Origin of the sequence: Desulfogranum mediterraneum DSM 13871 (assembly GCF_000429965.1) — a bacterium.
GTDB lineage: Bacteria > Desulfobacterota > Desulfobulbia > Desulfobulbales > Desulfobulbaceae > Desulfogranum > Desulfogranum mediterraneum.
The window spans coordinates 316,359-335,019 of record NZ_KE387005.1; the positions used below are offsets into that span (position 1 = coordinate 316,359).

Annotated in this window: 13 protein-coding genes, 1 pseudogene and 1 riboswitch; of the genes and pseudogenes, 9 read left to right on the forward strand and 5 right to left on the reverse strand. The window is 57.5% G+C overall.

Going from position 1 to position 18,661, the window contains the following annotated elements; translation table 11 throughout:
- Nucleotides 1-90: 90 nt before the first annotated feature.
- The gene (locus G494_RS0118055) at nucleotides 91-729 is read right to left on the reverse strand and encodes a hypothetical protein (protein WP_028585648.1); all 639 of its coding nucleotides are present in this window, start codon (nucleotides 727-729) and stop codon (nucleotides 91-93) included.
- A gap of 72 nt (nucleotides 730-801) precedes the next feature.
- The gene (locus G494_RS0118060; RefSeq protein WP_028585649.1) at nucleotides 802-2,976 is read right to left on the reverse strand and encodes an Ig-like domain-containing protein; all 2,175 of its coding nucleotides are present in this window, start codon (nucleotides 2,974-2,976) and stop codon (nucleotides 802-804) included.
- Between the two features lie 259 nt (nucleotides 2,977-3,235).
- Nucleotides 3,236-3,331, reverse strand: a riboswitch (cyclic di-GMP riboswitch).
- Between the two features lie 245 nt (nucleotides 3,332-3,576).
- Between G494_RS0118060 and G494_RS0118065 the strand changes: the two genes are divergently transcribed.
- Nucleotides 3,577-3,945 carry a hypothetical protein gene (locus tag G494_RS0118065; RefSeq protein ID WP_153305942.1) on the forward strand — a complete coding sequence of 123 codons (369 nt, stop codon included), beginning with the start codon at nucleotides 3,577-3,579 and terminating at the stop codon, nucleotides 3,943-3,945.
- A 528-nt stretch (nucleotides 3,946-4,473) separates the two neighbouring features.
- Here G494_RS0118065 and G494_RS26475 read toward each other — a convergent pair.
- Both G494_RS26475 and G494_RS0118070 read right to left on the reverse strand, forming a co-directional pair.
- Nucleotides 4,474-5,178 (reverse strand): THxN family PEP-CTERM protein, encoded by a 705-nt coding sequence (locus tag G494_RS26475; protein WP_084457059.1) that lies wholly within the window; start codon nucleotides 5,176-5,178, stop codon nucleotides 4,474-4,476.
- 298 nt (nucleotides 5,179-5,476) lie between these two features.
- Nucleotides 5,477-6,115 carry a response regulator transcription factor gene (locus tag G494_RS0118070; protein ID WP_161630014.1) on the reverse strand — a complete coding sequence of 213 codons (639 nt, stop codon included), beginning with the start codon at nucleotides 6,113-6,115 and terminating at the stop codon, nucleotides 5,477-5,479.
- Nucleotides 6,116-6,325: 210 nt separating this feature from the next.
- On the opposite strand from G494_RS0118070, the gene G494_RS0118075 reads away from it, so the two are divergent.
- From G494_RS0118075 to G494_RS0118105, 6 genes are all read left to right on the forward strand, one after another.
- Nucleotides 6,326-6,952, forward strand: coding sequence for a LysE family translocator (locus tag G494_RS0118075; protein WP_028585652.1), 627 nt, complete (start codon nucleotides 6,326-6,328; stop codon nucleotides 6,950-6,952).
- 456 nt (nucleotides 6,953-7,408) lie between these two features.
- Entirely contained in the window at nucleotides 7,409-8,644 is a 1,236-nt protein-coding gene (locus G494_RS0118085) for an L-serine ammonia-lyase (protein ID WP_028585654.1), read from the forward strand.
- Nucleotides 8,641-10,398, forward strand: a complete 1,758-nt coding sequence (locus tag G494_RS0118090) for a dipeptidase (RefSeq protein WP_051305847.1) — start codon at nucleotides 8,641-8,643, stop codon at nucleotides 10,396-10,398. The genes G494_RS0118085 and G494_RS0118090 overlap by 4 nt, the downstream gene beginning before the upstream one ends.
- A gap of 74 nt (nucleotides 10,399-10,472) precedes the next feature.
- Complete coding sequence (locus G494_RS0118095; RefSeq protein ID WP_028585656.1) at nucleotides 10,473-11,603, forward strand: aspartate--ammonia ligase; 1,131 nt, start codon at nucleotides 10,473-10,475, stop codon at nucleotides 11,601-11,603.
- A 136-nt stretch (nucleotides 11,604-11,739) separates the two neighbouring features.
- A complete protein-coding gene (locus G494_RS24345) occupies nucleotides 11,740-13,509 on the forward strand; it encodes a chloride channel protein (RefSeq protein WP_051305848.1) in 1,770 nt (589 codons plus the stop codon).
- A gap of 71 nt (nucleotides 13,510-13,580) precedes the next feature.
- Nucleotides 13,581-14,846 carry an MFS transporter gene (locus G494_RS0118105; protein ID WP_051305849.1) on the forward strand — a complete coding sequence of 422 codons (1,266 nt, stop codon included), beginning with the start codon at nucleotides 13,581-13,583 and terminating at the stop codon, nucleotides 14,844-14,846.
- Between the two features lie 2 nt (nucleotides 14,847-14,848).
- Here G494_RS0118105 and G494_RS0118110 read toward each other — a convergent pair whose 3' ends face one another.
- Nucleotides 14,849-15,796, reverse strand: a complete 948-nt coding sequence (locus tag G494_RS0118110) for a formyltransferase family protein (protein ID WP_028585658.1) — start codon at nucleotides 15,794-15,796, stop codon at nucleotides 14,849-14,851.
- A gap of 732 nt (nucleotides 15,797-16,528) precedes the next feature.
- On the opposite strand from G494_RS0118110, the pseudogene map reads away from it, so the two are divergent.
- Nucleotides 16,529-17,296, forward strand: a pseudogene (gene map / locus G494_RS0118125) (type I methionyl aminopeptidase); the annotation flags it as partial.
- 306 nt (nucleotides 17,297-17,602) lie between these two features.
- Nucleotides 17,603-18,244, forward strand: coding sequence for a PEP-CTERM sorting domain-containing protein (locus G494_RS0118130; protein WP_028585660.1), 642 nt, complete (start codon nucleotides 17,603-17,605; stop codon nucleotides 18,242-18,244).
- Nucleotides 18,245-18,661: the final 417 nt, after the last annotated feature.

Sequence of the window (18,661 nt, forward strand, 5' to 3'; positions counted from 1 at the left end):
CGGTGCACGCCCCTGTGAACGGATTCAAAGGAAAAGAATCATCTGCATTCAAACTGGCTTGTTATCCCCTGATCAGCTGTTTTTCCCGACTCAAGGGTACGTTGAAAAGACAGCCCCCTTGGGTGCAATTTCCTGGGGCCCGGGGAGAAAGGCAGGCCGGCCGGCATTGGGCTCATCATGGCCCGGGTCATGATCATAACGGGCCAGAGGATCTATCCCCCGCATCGAATAGAGCGGATCATTATCCCTGGGATTAGGGTTATAGAGCGCCAACTCGCCGGTCTTCCCCTGCAGAGACGCGGGCGCTGCCCCCTCCGACCTGTCCCGATGCGGGGAACGGGAGAGCTTCAGGTGTAAGGGAGTCGTTTCCTGGCTCAGGCGTGAGTGAATGAAGATATCGGTGATCACCGCGACCTGCGCTGCATCGACCTCATAGGAGATGGCATGATTATAGCGCTGCAGCAGTAAGCCAAGCCCCTCTTTCAGGGGAACCTCATCCAGCTCGGCCGAGACCAGGTCGGCTGGTGAGAGAATAAACTGAATGGATATTCCGCTCTGTTGTTCAATCTCAAGCAGTACCTGCTCCAGCGGGTTGTCATCGGCCCTCAGGGTGAGCCTGTCGTTGACCACCTTGACCACCAGCTCCCGGGCGAGCAGGGAACCGCTGCCGCTACAAGCGCAGAGAGCAATGATCACCACCAGAGCAATCCGGACACGAAAACTCTTCATAATCTATCCCCATCAGCATCATCCCCGGGACAGGCGAAATTCATCCATGGGCCTGTCCCGGGAAGCGCTCTCTTATTTTTTCCTGCCACGTTTGATGATGGTCAGGTGATCATCGGCGACGAGCTCGAGTCCTTCGTAGCTTGTTCCGTTCAATTCAAGGGTGATGACCTCACCGTCACTCACCGCACCAAGAGCCGCAACAATGGCTTGGGATTTGAATTTGAGCACCAGGTCCTCATAGCCGTCAGCCTGATCGGTCCCACACCCGCCATCAGCGAGATACTCGGCTGCATCACCATAGGCATGCCTGAGCAAGCCGACGCCATGGAGGGTAAGGGAAGCGGGATCGATTTCCCGCACATCGAACTCGGCACTGCCCAACAGAACCACCGGCATCACCCCTTTTTCGGTCACATTAAAGGGATTCTTGCACGAGCCTGGCTTGATGTCCATCCTCGCCTGAACCACCTCTGCCACCGGGGGAACGTAGGTCACGGTTCGGCTGTCGGTTGATTCGTTGCCCGAAGCATCGCTTGCCACGGTGGTGATTTTGTTTTCCCCTTCACCCAGGGTGATTACGGTCGTAAAAGATACCTCATAGGGATCTTCAGGATTGTCGGTGGCGCTAAAGGCAACGGCCTCACCATTCACCAGGATGGCCTCGATGCCGGACTCGTCGGTGGCTGTACCGCTGAGCGTGAGGGTTTGCTCACTGAGGACGGCACCGGCTGCAGGTTCGCTGACGGTAAGTGTCGGACCGCCAAGATCAATCACTTTTTCCACACCGGAGATGATTTCCACCTCCACCTTGCCAAAGATCGTCCGTGAGCCGTCAACGTAGGCCCAGGCTTCAACCTCATAGGTCCCGGGAAAGCCAACCATGGTGACCCGATCCGCCGCAGAGAGGGTACGCGAGGTGGTGTAGGAGTAGGATTGGAGGACCTGATTCTCATCATAGGTATATGACTTGGCAGTGATGTAGGGTGCAGAAAAGGCACCACCATCCGCCCGCCTGAACTTGATGACAGCGGACCCGGTTTCATAGGCGACATCGTAGCCTTCGATCACTTCCTGGGAGTCGATGTAGAGGAGATCGTTTCTCTTGGAGTAATCATACATATAGAGCGAGGCGTTCAGATAGTCGTCACCCGCAGTCGGTCTATAGAACGCATAGACACTCACATAGGTACTGTATTCACCCTGGGGGAGTGCCAGGTTGAAGGTACCGTCTACATTGTTGGCAAGCGCTCTGGAATACACCTGATCAGAGGGATAGAGAGGGTTACGGCCATAGGCATAGATATGCGCATAACTGGTATCTTCGATGGTATGGGTGCCGCTGAGGGCGAGGGAGCCGCGTAAGAATCCGGGATACTGGTCAAAGCTCACCCCGGTGGTCTCCCCGGACAGTGTCTTGATATTGTTAAATCTCTTGGATATAAGGTTCTGATGGTTATTCCAGTAACTGTAGCTATAGAGATGCCAGTCACCAGGGGCCAGGTCAGCAAACAGGACGGACCCCTCATGCTTTTCAACCCGATAGGGAGAGCCGGAACCCTGGCGGTACAGATAGCTGAGGTGATAGTCCATGGGCAGATGATACTCTACATCATGCTGAATTTGGCTGAGCTGCCCGGCAACACAGTTCACCTCCCAACTCACGGGCGTCTCCTGACCGGGTGAGACGGTCACAGCCTGTTCCTCAAGCTGGAAGGTCGCGCCGGTGGAGAGCTGCACCTGACCATAGACCCGAATAGCGCTGTTCGGCTGGACAGGGAAACGATACTGCTGCTCCCCACCTCTTTTAGTCATCGCCTTGCTGTAGCCTCCCGGATCTTCACGTGTGGCCCACATTTCACTGTGGACAATGGTGCAACCATTGGTGAGCAGCTCTGCGGCGATATAGCCGGAGTTGACCCTATAGTCGAGTTGGCTGGTCTGGCCCTCCTCCACCGAGACGACCTGATCTTGAAAAAACATCCTGGTGGTATAGTTGTCCATCCAGGCGGTTGCCGAAACCGTATAGTCCAAGCTCTCGCCTGTCGGAACGTTGACCGTGAGGGTATAGGGCCCTTCGCTGGCGGGATAGCGGTTTGCGGCAAAGTCGCCGCCTCTGGCGGCAAGGTCAACCCTGGAGATATTCTGGCCGCCGAGATCTATGGTCCCGCCGATAAATCCCGGAGTAAGCTCTACGCTGCTGTCAACCTGCTCATCCGGAACGATGTCTATGGTGTTATCGACGGCCAAGGCCGGTGATAGGGGTAATAAGCTGATACTGCTGAAAGAAAATGCGAGCAACGCCGCGTGAAATATGGTTCGGTCCAACGGGATCATCTGCTTCCTCCTCTTGGAAAAACGATGGAATGGATGGCGCCTGGGCACCGGTAACAATGAAAGGGGGAAAGGGGCCCGGAACGGGCATCAGATGTCGTACATAGCGGTACCTCCTTCAGGCATTGTCCTGTAAATACCTCGCAGGAGTCAGCATCAGGAGATACTTTCTCTGCCAGGTAGCCCCGCTACCCTATCTTCAGCCGGAGCTGAAGACGTAGGCCGGTGGCTTTGCGTGACCTTCCTTTCGAAAGGCTTGCCTTTATCAAGCATGTCGTCTGGTTGCATTGAACAGCGCCGAAGATAATCGGCCTGATTGTCTGCTGAACGGACGAGTGAAGCTCTCAATGAGCTCTTTGTCAGTGAACAATACGCAAAGAGAAGCTGGAAAACAATAGGCCGTGGAGCTATATGCCACTAGTTCAGATGACTAGTGGAGAGGTCCGACTGTCGCCCATGGTCACTACTCTACGGTTATTACTGTGGAAGATGTTGAGGCAACTCCAGGAGCAGCTGGTGAATATTGTTGCAGCCGAGCTTATGGGAAAGAGTCGTAGGGCAAGATCCTGTCCGATCCGGACATGGTTTGCAGCTATCTGGGATTACTCTGCCTGGGCAAGAGTGATTAGGAGGCTATCACTGCCATGCGGAACCACGAACTCTTCAGGCACTCTCTCAAGATCAAGCAGATTCCTTCATCTGAAGGGTTGCGACGGCGACCTGACCAAAAAGCAGACCGTGAATAAGCAGCAGGAACATGAAGGAGAAAAATTTGTTTTTACCAAGGTGATAGGGGATATTGAGCGAATACCCGACAAACACGGGAAAGTATTAGAGGAGCCGGTAACCAAGCTGGACTCAGGACGCCTGGCAGGGGGAAGTTGAGCACCGATGCTGCGGTGATGGGCCATGGTGCATTTGGGTATACTATTCCCCGACTGATCGGCCAACGGGGTCTCCGGAAGAAGAGCTCGCCTGTCAAGCGACATCAGAAATTGCCCCCCTAGCGAGAGTCCAGGCCGCTGGCAACCTACCTGGTGTTTTTGTAGTCGTCATTCCCGCGCAGGCGGGAATCCAGTTTTGGAGAAGGCGTGATCTACCCCAGCGGCTCCATCTTAACGAGCAGAGCGAAGGTACACTCTATACCGGCCTGAGCAGGGATTAACTGCAGCATGTCTGAAATAAAAAAAGGTCAGGAGTTTCTGAATCGTTGAACAGACGAGGTCCCTCCCAATCATGTTGCCTGGGAAGGGTATCTGTTCAACCCTTTTGGGAAATTCGGGTAGACCCAGAAATAATGGTTTACCCGATCAGCACCGAAGTTGAGCCAGAGTGCAAACAGTGGCAAGCGGCGATTAAGAACAGGAAAGGGCGCTCCCCCAAGACAGGGGGGCGCCCTTAAAAGATACCACTTTATAATGACAAGCTATTCTTTGTTTTCTTTCTTCTGGTTACGCCGACAAATCCCGCCACACCCAGGCCGAAGAGCAGGGTTGTTGAGGGTTCAGGAACAGGAGCAGCGTTTGTAGTCAGTTTACCCCAGAGCTGGATGCTATTACTCCCCCGCTCTGATGAACGAAACGAAGATGAAAGGTTATCTGCACTCTCACCAAAACCTAGCAAAGAAAAGGTATATTCAACGCCGGCAATATGGAAGATTGAGTTGGATGACACATTTGAAAATGTAACAAAGTCATCGTTACGAGGATCCTCATAAGGTGTTACATAGTTTGGTGTCTCATCAATGAAAAACCTAAAACTAGAGGTATAGTCACCCTCTGCAGAATCAGCAAATGTTAACGAGAGGTCAAAATCAACACTGGAAGCACTGGATCCGGAATAAATAGGTTTATTGTAATGGGTGATGCTTCCCAGAGAAAAAACCTCATCCGGATTTAAAGATTGGGGAGAATTTCCGGTAAACCCTAAGCCACTTTGTTGGTTGTAATATGCAGGATTACCCCAGAATATTTCACTTGTACCTATACCGTTTACCCTGGACCCCCCATTCGCGCCAGTATAGATCCCACCCACAGATGTCAGGGATATTGCATTGGCGGTAACCGCCAGGCCGACACCAGTGAGAATGGTTAGCCCAAAGAGTAACACCTTATTCATTTCACTTCTCCTTTTAGTTGGTTAGCTGGTTTAAAATACATGGGCCGGTGGCTTTGGCTGCCCTTCCTTTGGAAAGGTTTGCCTTTATCCAGCATCTCGACGGGTTGCAGTAATCACCGTCGAAGATAATCGGCCTGATGGTTGCAGAGCGGAGGCGCGAAGCTCTCAACGAGCTCTTTGTCAACGCACAATACGCAAAGGGAAGATGGAGAACAATAGGCTGGGGAGCTATATCCCACTAGTTCGGATGACTAGTAGCAGGATTCCGGTGTCGCCTACGACCAACAATGAACTGTTATTACTGTGGAAAATGCTGACGAAGTTCCAGAAGCAGCTCGTGGATATTGCTGCAGCCGAGCTTATGCATGATCTTGGTCCGGTGCACCCGGACCGTTTTCGGACTGATAAAGAGGGCTTGCCCCACTTGATCGGGATTCTGTCCCTGGGCAATGAGGGATGCTATTTCATACTCCCGCGGAGTCAGCTCGGCAGTAGATTTTTCTGAAGAGGTGGTGCTGGCGAGCAGCTCTCCCAAGATGGCAGGCGGCAGGCCGGTGCTGAGATAGAGGGTTCTGTTCAGGGCGCTGTAGACGGCTGCAGTGACCTCGCCGATGGGATCACTTTTCAGGACATAGCCAAGGGCCCCGGCCTTAAGCGCCCGGCTGATATAGTTTTTGTTGCCATGCATGGTATACATGATAATGCTTGTCCCTGCTGACATCTCCTTGATACGCGAGATCAAACTGATGCCGTCAATCCCTTCCAGGGTGATATCGAGGATCACCACATCCGGTTGAACAGCTGTGATAACGGCTAGGGCACGCTCGCCATCCTCTGCCTGGCCGGCGATCACAAAATTATCTTCTTTGCTCAGAATACTACCCAGTCCATGCCTGATCACCGGGTGGTCGTCAACAATGACAATTGCTATGCTCATGAGAACCATAAAAATGGTTGATAGTTTGGCAGGTGAGCCGAGATGGCCCACCAGTCCACTACATTGTGACACAGATAGAGGAACTATGTCAATTATGGGGAGCCGATCCGGAACGCAGCCTGCTGGCCCCTGCTCCTGCTCCTGCTCCTGCTCCTGCTCCTGCTCCTGCTCCTGCTGAGAAAATGGTTGGAAATAACAAAGGAAAACAACATGCTCCCCATTGAAACCCAACTGACCTTTCTCCTCGCCTCGCTCCTGCTGGCCCTGGCACCGGGACCGGATAATATCTTTGTGTTAACCCAGTCGGCGCTCCACGGCCGTTCTGCCGGCATCGTGGTCGTGCTGGGGCTCTGTACCGGGCTGCTCTTCCATAGCTGCGCGGTTGCCTTTGGGATAGCAGTGATCTTCCAAAGCTCTGCCCTCGCCTTTTCGCTGCTCAAATTCGTTGGCGCCGCCTACCTCACCTACCTTGCCTGGCAGGCCTTCCGGACATCTGGCAGCACCATCCAGGGACAGGATACGGCAAAGATCAACCACTGGCAACTCTATCGACGCGGCATTATCATGAATATCACCAACCCCAAGGTTTCCATCTTCTTCCTGGCATTCTTGCCCCAATTTGCCGATCCACAGCAAGGAGCAATCTGGATCCAGATTCTACTCCTGGCCGGCCTGTTCGTCATGACCACGGTGCTGATCTTTGGCGGTATCGCCGTGCTGGCGGGAACCCTGGGCAGATGGTTGAGAGAATCCGCCCGGATCCAAACCATCCTCAACAGAAGCGCAGGAACGGTCTTCCTGGGCCTAGCGCTTAAGCTGGCGACCACAGAACGCTAGGACAAGCCATCCAATCCGCTGGGTTGATGATGCAGCCCCAGGGCGCCTGGGCTGTTCGGGCCTCTCCGGACCTGCCACCCCATGAGCCGGGGGGATCTCCGCTCTCAGTCATTCCCGCGCAGGCGGGAATCCAGTCTCAAAGGCGCGCATGAAGGGCCCTTGGATCCAGATCAGATCGTGAAGAACCTATAGGGCCAGGGACCTTGCCCTGCAGGGTGCAGCCAACCCTGCTCCGGGAAGCCCGTGGCAGAGATGAGGATATTCTTTGCTTTAATTTATTTTGCTGCTAAAATTCAATGAGCTCAAGGTGTTGACAGCTCCCATGGGGCAGGCCTCTGCCTGGGCAGAGCCCACCCAGGCTACAGGCGGCATCCAGGCCCGAAGTGCCAGCCGGCCTGCCGCCCGGCCGCCACCAGACCAGCCCGGATCAGGATAGATCTCAACCAGGAGCATCGTATGCAGTCCTTGCACTATCTCTATCGTTACGGCATGGGGCCCTCCTCGAGCCATACCATCGGCCCGCTGAATGCTGCCGAGACCTTCAGGGCGAGGACGGCTGGTGCTGCCTCCTATCGGGTCACCTTGTACGGCAGCCTGAGTCTGACCGGTAAGGGACACCTCACCGATCAGGCCATCCTGAGCGGCCTCTCCCCGCTTCCCTGCGAGATTATCTGGAGCAGTGAAGAGCTCGACTTTCACCCCAACGGCATGCGCTTTGAGGCCCTTGATCCCGGCGGAACCTGCAGAGAAGAGTGGACCACCTTCTCCGTGGGCGGCGGTGAACTCTGCCAGCCCGACGAGAACAGCCCCTGCAGGGCCGGGGAACATCCCCGTATCTATTCCCAGGCCTCCATGGAAGAGGTGCTGGCCTGGACCAGCTCCAGCGGCAAGCCGCTCTGGCAGTTGGTTGCAGAGAGCGAAGAGGCAGGTTTTATCGAAGGCTACCTTGGTGATATCTGGGTAAAGATGCAGGCTGCCATCGACCGCGGTCTCAACCGGGGCGGGGTACTCCAGGGCGGGCTGTACCTGCCCAGGAAGGCCCGCAGTGTGATGGTGCAGGCCAGAAGGCTGCGCGAAAGCGAGGCCCGCACCGGCCTGCTCTCCGGCTATGCCCTGGCCGTTGCCGAGGAGAATGCCGACGGCGGCCTGGTGGTCACGGCCCCCACCTGCGGCTCCTGCGGGGTGGTACCCAGTGTCCTCTACTACTACTCCTACGAGAAAAAACACTCCAGGCGATCCATCCTCAATGGCCTGGCCACCGCCGGCTTGATCGGCAACCTGGTTAAGGAGAACGCTTCCATCTCCGGGGCAGAGGTGGGCTGTCAGGGGGAAATCGGTACCGCCTGCGCCATGGCTGCTGCGGCTGCCGCCCAGTTGATCGGCGGCTCGCCCCGCCAGGTGGAATATGCCGCGGAGATGGCCCTGGAACATCACCTGGGACTTACCTGTGACCCTGTCCTCGGCCTGGTCCAGGTACCCTGCATCGAACGCAACGCCTTTGCAGCGGTACGGGCCATTGCCTGTGCCGAGTATGCCCTGCTCACCGACGGCCGTCACCTGATCAGCTTTGATCAGGTGGTGAAAACCATGCGCGCCACCGGCCACGATATCCTCTCCCTCTATCGGGAGACCTCACTGGGCGGCCTGGCCACCACCTTCTTTGATCATACCAATCCCAAGGAGCCGGAATGAAGAAACCGCGTCTGAACAGGTGGCAGCTGGCCACCTCTCTCCTCACCACGCTCTTGTTTACCGGCCAGACCCTGGCCTGTACCACCTTTATTATCACCCCAGGGGCCACGGCAAGCGGCGCCATGTATGTGGGCCACAGCGATGACGGTCACCTCAACGATCCCCGCCTGATCTATGTGCCGGCCGCCGACCATCCCCCCGGCTCCATGCGGCCCGTCCACTTTGATGCCACCTCCATCGGCGAGCTCCCCGAGTACGGCAGCTTTGTCTATCGCCGTTATACCGGCAGCGCTCGCGGTCCCGGCTACAAGAATCCCAATGAGCCGCAGTCTAAGCCCATCGGCTTTATCCCCCAGGTGGCCCACACCTACGGTTACTTTGACGGCAACTACGGGATCATGAACGAGCATCAGCTGATGTTTGGCGAATGCACCAACGGCACCAAGATGGGAAACGTCAAGCCTTCCCCCAAACATCTCTTTTACAGCGCCGAACTCGCCCGGGTGGCCCTGGAACGCTGCACCACCGCCAGGGAGGCGGTGGTGCTGATCGGTCACCTGATCGATACCTATGGCTTTCATGGTACCGGTGAGACCCTGCCCGTGGCTGATCCCAAGGAGGGCTGGCTGATCGAGATGATCCCCGGTGACGAGACCTTCGGAGGTCTCTGGGTGGCCCAGCGGATTCCCGACGGCGAGATGGTGGTGAGTGCCAATGAGTTGCGTATCCGGGAGATCGATCCCGACAACCCGGATCAGCTCTTCAGCCCCAGGCTGCACCAGGTCGCCCGGGCCAAGGGCTGGTGGAAGCCCGAAGATGGCAAGCTCGACTGGCTGCGGACCGTCAGCCTGGGTGAATACAACCATCCCTACTACTCCCTGCGCCGGGTCTGGCGGGTCATGGACAGGCTGGCCCCCTCACTCAAGCTCAGCCCCTGGGTAGAGGACGGCTACACCAGGGCCTACCCCTTGACCATCAAGCCGGATCAGCCGGTCAGCCGCCGGCAGGTGCTCAACCTGCTGCGTGATCACTATGAGGGCACCGAGTTTGACATGACCAAGGGCGTAGCCGCAGGCCCCTTTGGCCTGCCCTATCGCTACCTCGGGCCCTACGAGTCGGCAGGTGACGTGGCTGACCCCAAGGAGCACCATGACGGCGCCTGGCAGCGGCCGCTCTCGGTCTACTACTGCACCTACTCCTTTATCTGCGAAGGACGCTCCTGGCTGCCCGATCCCATTGGCGGCCTGCTCTGGTTTGGCCTGTCCAAGCCGGCCGAGACGGCCTATACCCCCATCTATGTGGGCTCTACCAGGCTGGCCGCACCCTACACCAGCGCTGACCCCAGGTATTACAGCCGCGACTCCGCCTTCTGGGCATTCAACTTTGTCGAGAACTGGGCAACCATCAACTACAGCGGGGTGCATCGGGATATTGTCGAGCTGAGGGATCCCCTGGAACAGGGCCACTTTGCAGCCATTGCCCAAGCCGACAAGGAGGCCCTGGCGCTCTACCAAAAGAATCCTGCTGCTGCCACCAGCTATCTCACCGAGTTCAGCGTCCATACTGCAGAACAGGTCTTTACAAGCTGGCAGGCCTTCGGAGACCGGCTGATCGTGAAGTATGCCGACGGCGGGATGAACTCTCCCGGAGAGCTCAACCACAAGGTGGGCTACCCCAAAGAGTGGCTGGAGAGCACCGACTGGAAGAACGGGCCGACCAGCTATGCACGACCCGCAGCACCCCAGACAGAGTGAGGGCTCGTTGACAGGATGGTCGTGATGACGGCTGAAGACGCTGCAGCCCCCAGGACAAGGGAGGGAGAAACGAGATGACAGAGAAGAGAGCAGACCTGGCTGGTCCGGGCATAGGTGATTACCACACCCTCGGACACGAGCTGCCCGATAACTACCATGCCCTGCTTGCCCCCATGGAGCGCATGAAGGCTGTCTTTGCCATCAAGAACTACCTGGAGAGCGGACTGTGCAGGGAACTGAACCTGAACATGGTCCAGGTCCCCCTGATCGTCGACAGGGAGAGCGGCGTCAACGATTACCTGGACCGTGACGGCTCACGCACACCGGTAGAGTTTCCCTGCGGCCTGGGACTCGATCCCCCCATCCGGGCCCAGATCGTCCAGGCCGCCACCAAGTGGAAACGGATGGCCCTGGAACAGTTCGGCTGCCAACCCGGGGAGGGTATTTGCACCGACATGAGGGCCGTGCGCAAGGATTACTTCCTTGACCATGACCACAGCGCCTACGTGGACCAGTGGGACTGGGAACAGGTCATCACCCGGGAGGAGCGGAGCATCGATTTCCTCAGGGAGTGCGTGAGCCGGATCTGGAAGGTTATCCGGGGCGCCGGCACCATGGTGCAGCAACGCTACCCCCAACTCAGGAGCAGCCAGTACCCCGATTTTCCGGAAGAGCTCACCTTTATCCATGCCGAGGAACTGCTCAAGCGCTATCCGGATCTGCCCCGGAAGGAGCGTGAGACCAGGTTTCTCAGGGAGCAGGCCCAGGCAATCTTCATCATCGGTATCGGCTGGCCCTTGAAAGATGGCTATCCCCATGAGCTGCGCGCCGCAGATTACGACGATTGGGCCGGCGAGAGTATCATCAAAAACGGCGAGCAGTATCACGGCCTCAACGGGGATATCCTGGTGTGGAACCCGGTCACCCAGAGACGCCACGAGCTGAGCTCCATGGGCATCCGGGTGACCCGGGAGACCCTGAAGCTCCAGCTGAAGATGGCAGCCCAGGAGGAGCTGCTTGCCCTCCCCTACCACCAGGCCATCCTCAAAGAGCGGATTCCGCTCAGCATCGGCGGCGGCATCGGCCAGGCCAGGACCTTCATGTACCTGCTGCGTACCGCGCACCTTGGGGAGGTGACCGTCTCGGTATGGCCCAAAAAGTTGAAGGAGATCTGTCTGGAAAAAAACATCCATTTACTCGGGTAGGCGGTCCTGCTGCAGAGCTCAGGCCAGCCTCAAGCCAACATCAAGGCAACATCAAGGCAGCCTCAGGGGATGAAGCCACCTCCACTGTGACGGGGCTCCTGCCCAGCCTCCTCCTCTCATTATCCAGCGGTGATCGATGAAGGTTCAGCACGCTCTAACAGATACGCTCTATCCCCTCCTGATTGCGGTGGTAATCGGTTTTTTGGCCGGTCTGGGGGCCGTGCTTTTTCGTTGGCTCATCGATTTTGAGATAGGGCTGTTCTGGGCCGGAGAAGGCGATTTTGTCGAGCGCTATCAGCAGGCGCACTGGGGCTGGCGCCTGACAGCGCCCATGCTGGCCGGCCTGCTGCTCAGCCCGCTGCTGTTGCGGCTTGCGCCTGAAGTGCGGGGCCCCGGAGTCCCGGAAGTGATGAGCGCCCTGACCCATCACGACGGAATCATTCGCCATCGGGTGACCCTCTTGAAGAGCCTCTCCACAGCCACCTTTATTGCCAGTGGCTGTTCGGTGGGCCGCGAGGGGCCGATCGTCCAGATCGGCTCATCCATCGGTTCCACCCTGACCCAGCTGTTGAGACTGGGTCCGGATCAACGTCGGCTGGCGATAGTCTGCGGTGCTGCCGCCGGTATTGCGGCCACCTTTCAGGCCCCCATGGCAGGCACCCTCTTTGCGGTGGAGATCCTGCTGTTTGACCTTGAAGTCGCCTCGCTCTCCAACATCGTGATTGCCTCGGTCACCGGCACGGTGGTCTCCAAGGCCATCTGGTCGGACGAGACCCTGTTTCAGATTCCCTTTTTTACCCTGTCCCACCCGGGAGAACTGCTGCTCTACGTCCTTATGGGAGTGGTTGCCGGTTTTTTCAGTTTGCTCTTCATGGCCTATGTCTTCACCCTGCCCAAGCTCTTTGCTGCCCTGCGCATCCCCAAATGGCTCGCCCCGGCCACGGCCGGGCTGGCAGTGGGGGCGATCGGCCTGCTCTACCCCCAGGCCCTGGGGGTCGGCTATGAAACCATCAATCAAGCCCTGCACGGCAACTCCACCCTGGCCATGGTCGCGGTCTTACTCGTGGCCAAACTGCTGACCACCGGGCTCTGCGTGGGATCCGGGATGAGCGGCGGCATCTTTGTGCCGTCCCTGTTTTTGGGGGCCATGCTCGGCTGTCTCTTCGGCCACCTTGCCGATCTGTTCTGGCAGGACCTGCCGCTGAGCGCCGCCCATTACGGCCTGGTCGGGATGGGCGCCATTGTAACCGGCACCACCCTTGCCCCTATCACCGCCATCCTGACCATCTTTGAGTTGACCTATAACTACCAGGTCATCCTGCCGCTGATGGCTGCCTGCATTCCCAGCCTGATCGTGGTCCGCCTCTTCCACGGTTTCTCTATCTACGAGACCAAACTGCTCCTGCAGGGGATCAGAATCGTACGCGGCCATGACGCCAACCGCTTGCGCGCCCTCCAGGTAAGGGAGACCATGTGCAGGGAGTACCAGGTGCTGCGGGAGCACACCCCCTTTGAGCAGCTGGTCAGCCAGATTATTGAGAGCCCCTTTCCCCACTTCATGGTTCTGGACGAGGAAGATGGCCTGGTCGGGGTGCTCAGTCTGCGGGACATCAGAAGCAGGCTGGCTGATCCAGCCTACAGGGGCGAGGGGGTGAGCGCGGCCCAGCTGATGACCCGGGAGGTGGTCACCGTCCGTGAGGATCAAAACCTGGAAGACGCCTTCCGCCTCTTTGCCAAGGGGAACTTTTCCTTCCTGCCGGTACTGGCCGGAGACAGAGCGGAAAAAGTCGTCGGTTACCTGAAGAAAGATGACCTCCTGGTCGCCTATGATCAGCATATCCTCCGGGCCCAGGTACACCCCATCAGTCCCTGGGTCTGTCCCTGGCCCCGGCCAAAAGATCCATAGAGCCACTCCTGCCTGATCAGGTATCGTGGTCAGCCCCTCAACAATACCCCAACAGTACAGCCAACAACAACATGAGTAAACGCCCTCTCCCGCATCCCGACAGCCCCCCAGCTCCAACGAACCGCCGCCGCTGGACGATCTTTGCCGTGGTCTCGTTCATCTACCTGTTGGTCTACTTCCATCGCCAGGCCCCGGCCGTGCTCGCCCTGGACCTGATGTCTGACCTGAGGCTCAAGGGCTCTTTCCTCGGCCTGTTGGGCGCGGCCTATTTCTTCCCCTACGCACTGCTCCAGCTCGTGGCCGGGCCGGTCACCAAGACGCTCGGCCCCCGCAGGACCCTTTGCATCTTCTTCGGACTGGCAGGCATCGGGACGATCGGCTTCTCCTTTGCCACCGACCTGCCCACGGCTCTCGGATGTCGTTTTCTGGTCGGAGTGGGCGCGGCCATGGTGCTGGTGCCTGTGCTCGAGATCGTGTCGGCCTGGTTCAGGCGGGAAGAGTTCACCACCATGGTCGGCCTGCTTATCGCCGTGGCAGGCATCGGCGTGTACGCCGGGGCCGCTCCCCTTGGTCAACTCGATCATCTCCTTGGCTGGCGCGGCAGCTTCATGGTTGTTGGCGGGCTCTCCCTCTGTCTTGTCGGCTGCGCCTGGCTGGTGGTGCGTGACCGGCCCCAGGGACCCGGGCCCCAACAGCCGAAGCCCCTCCAGGAAAACTCCGCTTGCGGCCGAACCGTGAAGGTGCTGTCCACTCCCGCGTTCTGGCCGCCGGTCATCTGGGCATTCCTGGCCCTGGGGGTGTTCATCTCCTTTGGCGGACTCTGGGGAGGCCCCTGGCTCATGCACGCTCACGGCCTGGACAAGATTCGGGCCGGCCACGTCCTGGCCATGCTGGCCCTGGGTATGATCCTGGGCGGGCCGCTGCTCGGCTTCCTTGCAGAGCGGGTCTTGAAATCCCGCAAAAAGGTGCTTGTTCTTGCCGCCTTCGGCCTGGTGCTGCTGACGGCCGCAACCGCCTTTGGCAATGCCATGACGCTGACCGGACTCTTCCTTTGGTTTGGACTGCTGGGAATGACCACCATGGCGGCATCGCCCCTGTCCCTGACCCTGGTCCGCACGGCCTTTGCAGACGATCTTGCCCCAACGGCCACCGGCCTGGCCAACTTCTTCTTTCTGGCAGGGGGAGCGCTCATGCAACAGGCAGGAGGATGGCTCCTGGAGACCCAGGGCCATACGGCCTCTACAGGCACAGCAGAGCACTATGCGCCGCTCTTTCAGGCCTACTTTGCCTGCGCTCTCGTCGCCCTGGTGGCAGCATTGCTGACGCGGGATAGATAGCCTCAGACACTATCCCCGGCGCAGAGGGAAGAGAGGGGCAGCAGGGTGCCCCGCTTCCCGGGGTCGATGGGCCGCATCAGGGCGTCCCGCTCAGCCGACGAAAAACAGGACTCAAGGTCCATCCGGTTGATACGGCAAGGGCGGCCGCACTCCCAGTTGCGGCAGAGTCCCCGCACAAGCTCCCCTACCATCGTTTTGACCGGCATGAAGGTCTTTTCGCCGATCAAGCGCACATCGTCGGTGCACTCCCCCTCTGCGAGCCGGACGTTGATGGGCGGCGAAACCCCGACCACCGGCCCGGAGTCGATCTCCTCACTCACCTGGTGGATGGTAAGCCTCGTGGTTTCAGCACGCCGCTCCACCAGATCCTCCCACGGCTTCGGTCCGGCCCCGTGTCCGTGGCGCAGGTCTGCGGGGTGAACGTTGTAGATGCCGCAGTCTGGATAGCGGATGATGGGGGCGTCTATGAGCTGGCCGAATCCCGCGACCACGACAGCCTCGGGCTTCCATTTGGCCAGCAGGGAACGGAACAGCCCGCTCTTCACCTCGCCGGTAAAGCAGGGCACGCCAAAATGCAAGGCCTCTTCCAGGATATGCAGCTCGTAGACTTCCTGGCGATGCTTGCCGTAGTAGTGCCAGAAGCGCTTATGCTCGGAGATCCTGGCTTGCGGATCAAGCGGGTCGTCGGTCACGAGCCCGACGATGTTCACCCTGTCCGGCCGCTCGCCCTCCAACGCCCTGATTGCCTCGAAGGCCAGCATGCCCAGGGTCCAACTGCCGATGACCAGCACCCTGAGCCCCTTGTCGGTTTTCTCAGGATTCTCGTCAGGAGCCGGTATCAGGCTGTGGCCCCAGCCGCATTCCGGCAGGGGCGAGATCTCCCTGCCCGGGTTGTCGAGCTTCAGCCTGGCCAGCAGGTCCTGTTCGTAGTCCTTGGGGTCTTGCATCATCTCTTCCTACGCTCCTTTTGTAGTCTTCTACTTTATAGTCTTCACCTTTTCCAGCGCCCCTGGGCGAGTCAAATGGTCCAGGATGCGGTGCTCCAGCCCGGGCAGGTCGGTGCGCTGTGCCAGCAGCAACTCCATGCCCGGCTCCCCGCATCTGCTGCCGCCCCTATCGGCATTGAACTACCTCCGCTACCTCCTGGTCCTGTCAGGGTGTTTGGACAGCAACATGGGGGGATAGCCATCCCTGCATTGTAACACCACCCCGAAAGCCATCTCAATGAAAGAGGGTGGCATCAGTATATCTAAGGTTGCGTCGTGCCGGCTGTTTTCCTTTTGCATCTTCCCTGACCCTGCACAATTCAGCCACCATCAGCTCTGAGCAGATTCGATTTTCGCAGATGCTGAAACTGTTTGAATTAAACCAAGGAGAGAAGTATCATATAACCTATTGAACTTGCAACATAAGTGACACAAAAGGCCACAATGTAGCAGCTCACCTGCCCAGCTCTTCAGGGACAACAGCTGGCACTGCAAGGGCTCCGGGCCAATAACAGATCTTCAGATCTCCAGGAAACATCCGGTCACAAGAGGGGGAGAGATGTTCCCTCGAAAAACAGGAGACAGCCACACGGTCAGCTGAATTCATGAGCTGTCCCCCAATATGCGTCCTCCAATATACGTCCCCAAATACGCGTCCCCTAACAGGCGCCCCCTAATACGGAAAAAGAGAAAGAGAGTATCAAGAGCATGGCTATTATCATTAAATCAAAACAACAGATAGATGGAATAAAAAAGAGCTCTCAACTTGCTGCCGCCACCTTGGATTTCATCGCCGAACATGTGGAGTCGGGTGTCTCCACCGAACATCTGGACAACCTGATTCATGAGTATATAACTGAACATGGCGGCATCCCTGCAACCCTGGGCTTTCATGGCTTCCCCAAGTCATCCTGCATTTCACTCAACAATGTCATCTGCCACGGCATCCCTTCCAGGGAGACCATCTTACAGGATGGTGACATCCTCAACATCGATGTGACGACCATAGTAGATGGCTATTTCGGAGACACCAGCCGGATGTTCACCATAGGAGCGGTGTCAGCCGAAGCAGAAAACCTGATTCAGGTAACGAAGGAATGCCTGGACTTAGGGATCGAACAGGTACAGCCTAAAAAACGGTTTGGCAACATAGGCTTTGTCATCGGCAAACACGCTAAAGCCCATGGCTACAGTGTGGTCCATCAGTTCTGTGGCCATGGCGTGGGCGTACAATTCCACGAAGAGCCCCAGGTAAACCATGCCTCACCCAAAAAGAGTGGGGCGAGAATGAGACCTGGGATGATCTTCACCATCGAGCCCATGATTAACATCGGAAAGCCGGGCGCATCCATTGACAAAAAAGACGGCTGGACAGCCAGGACTGTGGACAACCAACTTTCTGCTCAGTTTGAGCATACGGTCTTGGTTACCGATTCAGGGGTTGAGGTCTTAACGGTTACCTAAGACAGGCAGCCAGTGGGCTCGAAGATAGGCCGTATGGGGTCCTCCCGGGTCCTCCCGGGTCCTCCCCATGGGGCGGTGAGCCGATGAGGACAGACTCGAAGGCACAGCCCCCCCACCAGGGTCGTCCGCCAGTTCCCAAAGGAGAGTGCAGCCTGCTTCCAGGCCGGGTTTCAGCTGCCACTGCATCCCCCCTACTCTCCCGAACCAGTAGGGGGCAGGTCAGGTTTATGGGATTCAAGGCAATACCCTTTTCATGGGCAGGGGCCTCACGCGCGGTACCGATAAAACAGATACAGGAGAACCACCATGTTACGTTCCAAGTGTTCCAAGCGTTCTAAGCGTTCTAAGCGTACCTTCTTTCTCAGCTGCAGCCTATCGCTGCTCGTTGTTCTCCACGTTCACCAGGCAGGGGCAGTCACCTACGAATATACGAGCAACCCGTACTACACCGTCTATGGCGATCTCGGTACCCATCTCACCGCTTCCGTCACCTTCGATGATTCCCTCTTTTCAGATAAGCCGGTCAACGCCTTCTTTCAGTCGACGCCCGCCTCTCTTACCAGTTGGTCCATCAGATCCGGGTCATACCGGATCGCCTCCACCGACCCTTCAGTGGAGGGGTTCTCCGCCGACTTCCAATTCTCCGGCAGTCAGATCGTATTTTGGTCATTAAGCGCCATGAAAGGATCGCTCTCCATGGACACACACTCGAGAAACTATTACCCACGCGAGGTCGTCAACCTGGGGCTGGGCTCATCCCCGGAGTATAATGTCGGCAACCCTCCGGCCCTGGCAGCGGTCACGAACGCGAGATCGATGTGTGGCTGGACTCGGTTGAAGTCCCCCTCCCCTGTCCCGGAACCAACGACCACGCTCCTGTTTGGCATCGGTTTAGCCGGACTCGCCGGCATCCGACGGCGGGAGAGGAACAAACGGGAAGGGTTCTAAAGCAGGGTCACGGACAACAAAAGGTTAAAGAATGTTCCCTGAGAGAGATCACATTTTTCGGACTCAAGGCAATTGAATCTTGGGGCTCTTCCGGAGTATCTGTGGGTAAAATGAGCTCCGAAAATGCTTCCCCAATCACCTCCCCCCTTATTTGTAAGGGGAGGTAATTGGGAAAACATTTTCTAGAAATGGAAAAAAGTGTGCATTCATTCCGACCGACGACTAATTTCGCGGTCTCCCGCCAAAGATCCTGAAAAGGAGGAATGAATGCACATAAAGACTTTGCTCAATCATGTGGTAAAATTCAAGGGATTTGTTTTCCAGACCCCTTGCTTAAACCGGGAAGAAAACTCGTTGCGGATACCAGTAGAGCCTCGCAAGAATAGTAAACCTATTTGCTCTCGCTGTGGCCGGCCT

Bases quoted from the DNA above. Each gene is read 5' to 3' on its own strand.
- G494_RS0118055 (WP_028585648.1), bottom strand. From the start codon at position 729: ATGAAGAGTTTTCGTGTCCGGATTGCTCTGGTGGTGATCATTGCTCTC.
- G494_RS26475 (WP_084457059.1), bottom strand. From the start codon at position 5,178: ATGAATAAGGTGTTACTCTTTGGGCTAACCATTCTCACTGGTGTCGGC.
- G494_RS0118070 (WP_161630014.1), bottom strand. From the start codon at position 6,115: ATGAGCATAGCAATTGTCATTGTTGACGACCACCCGGTGATCAGGCAT.
- G494_RS0118075 (WP_028585652.1), top strand. From the start codon at position 6,326: ATGCTCCCCATTGAAACCCAACTGACCTTTCTCCTCGCCTCGCTCCTG.
- G494_RS0118085 (WP_028585654.1), top strand. From the start codon at position 7,409: ATGCAGTCCTTGCACTATCTCTATCGTTACGGCATGGGGCCCTCCTCG.
- G494_RS0118090 (WP_051305847.1), top strand. From the start codon at position 8,641: ATGAAGAAACCGCGTCTGAACAGGTGGCAGCTGGCCACCTCTCTCCTC.
- G494_RS0118095 (WP_028585656.1), top strand. From the start codon at position 10,473: ATGACAGAGAAGAGAGCAGACCTGGCTGGTCCGGGCATAGGTGATTAC.
- G494_RS24345 (WP_051305848.1), top strand. From the start codon at position 11,740: ATGAAGGTTCAGCACGCTCTAACAGATACGCTCTATCCCCTCCTGATT.
- G494_RS0118105 (WP_051305849.1), top strand. From the start codon at position 13,581: ATGAGTAAACGCCCTCTCCCGCATCCCGACAGCCCCCCAGCTCCAACG.
- G494_RS0118110 (WP_028585658.1), bottom strand. From the start codon at position 15,796: ATGATGCAAGACCCCAAGGACTACGAACAGGACCTGCTGGCCAGGCTG.
- G494_RS0118130 (WP_028585660.1), top strand. From the start codon at position 17,603: ATGTTACGTTCCAAGTGTTCCAAGCGTTCTAAGCGTTCTAAGCGTACC.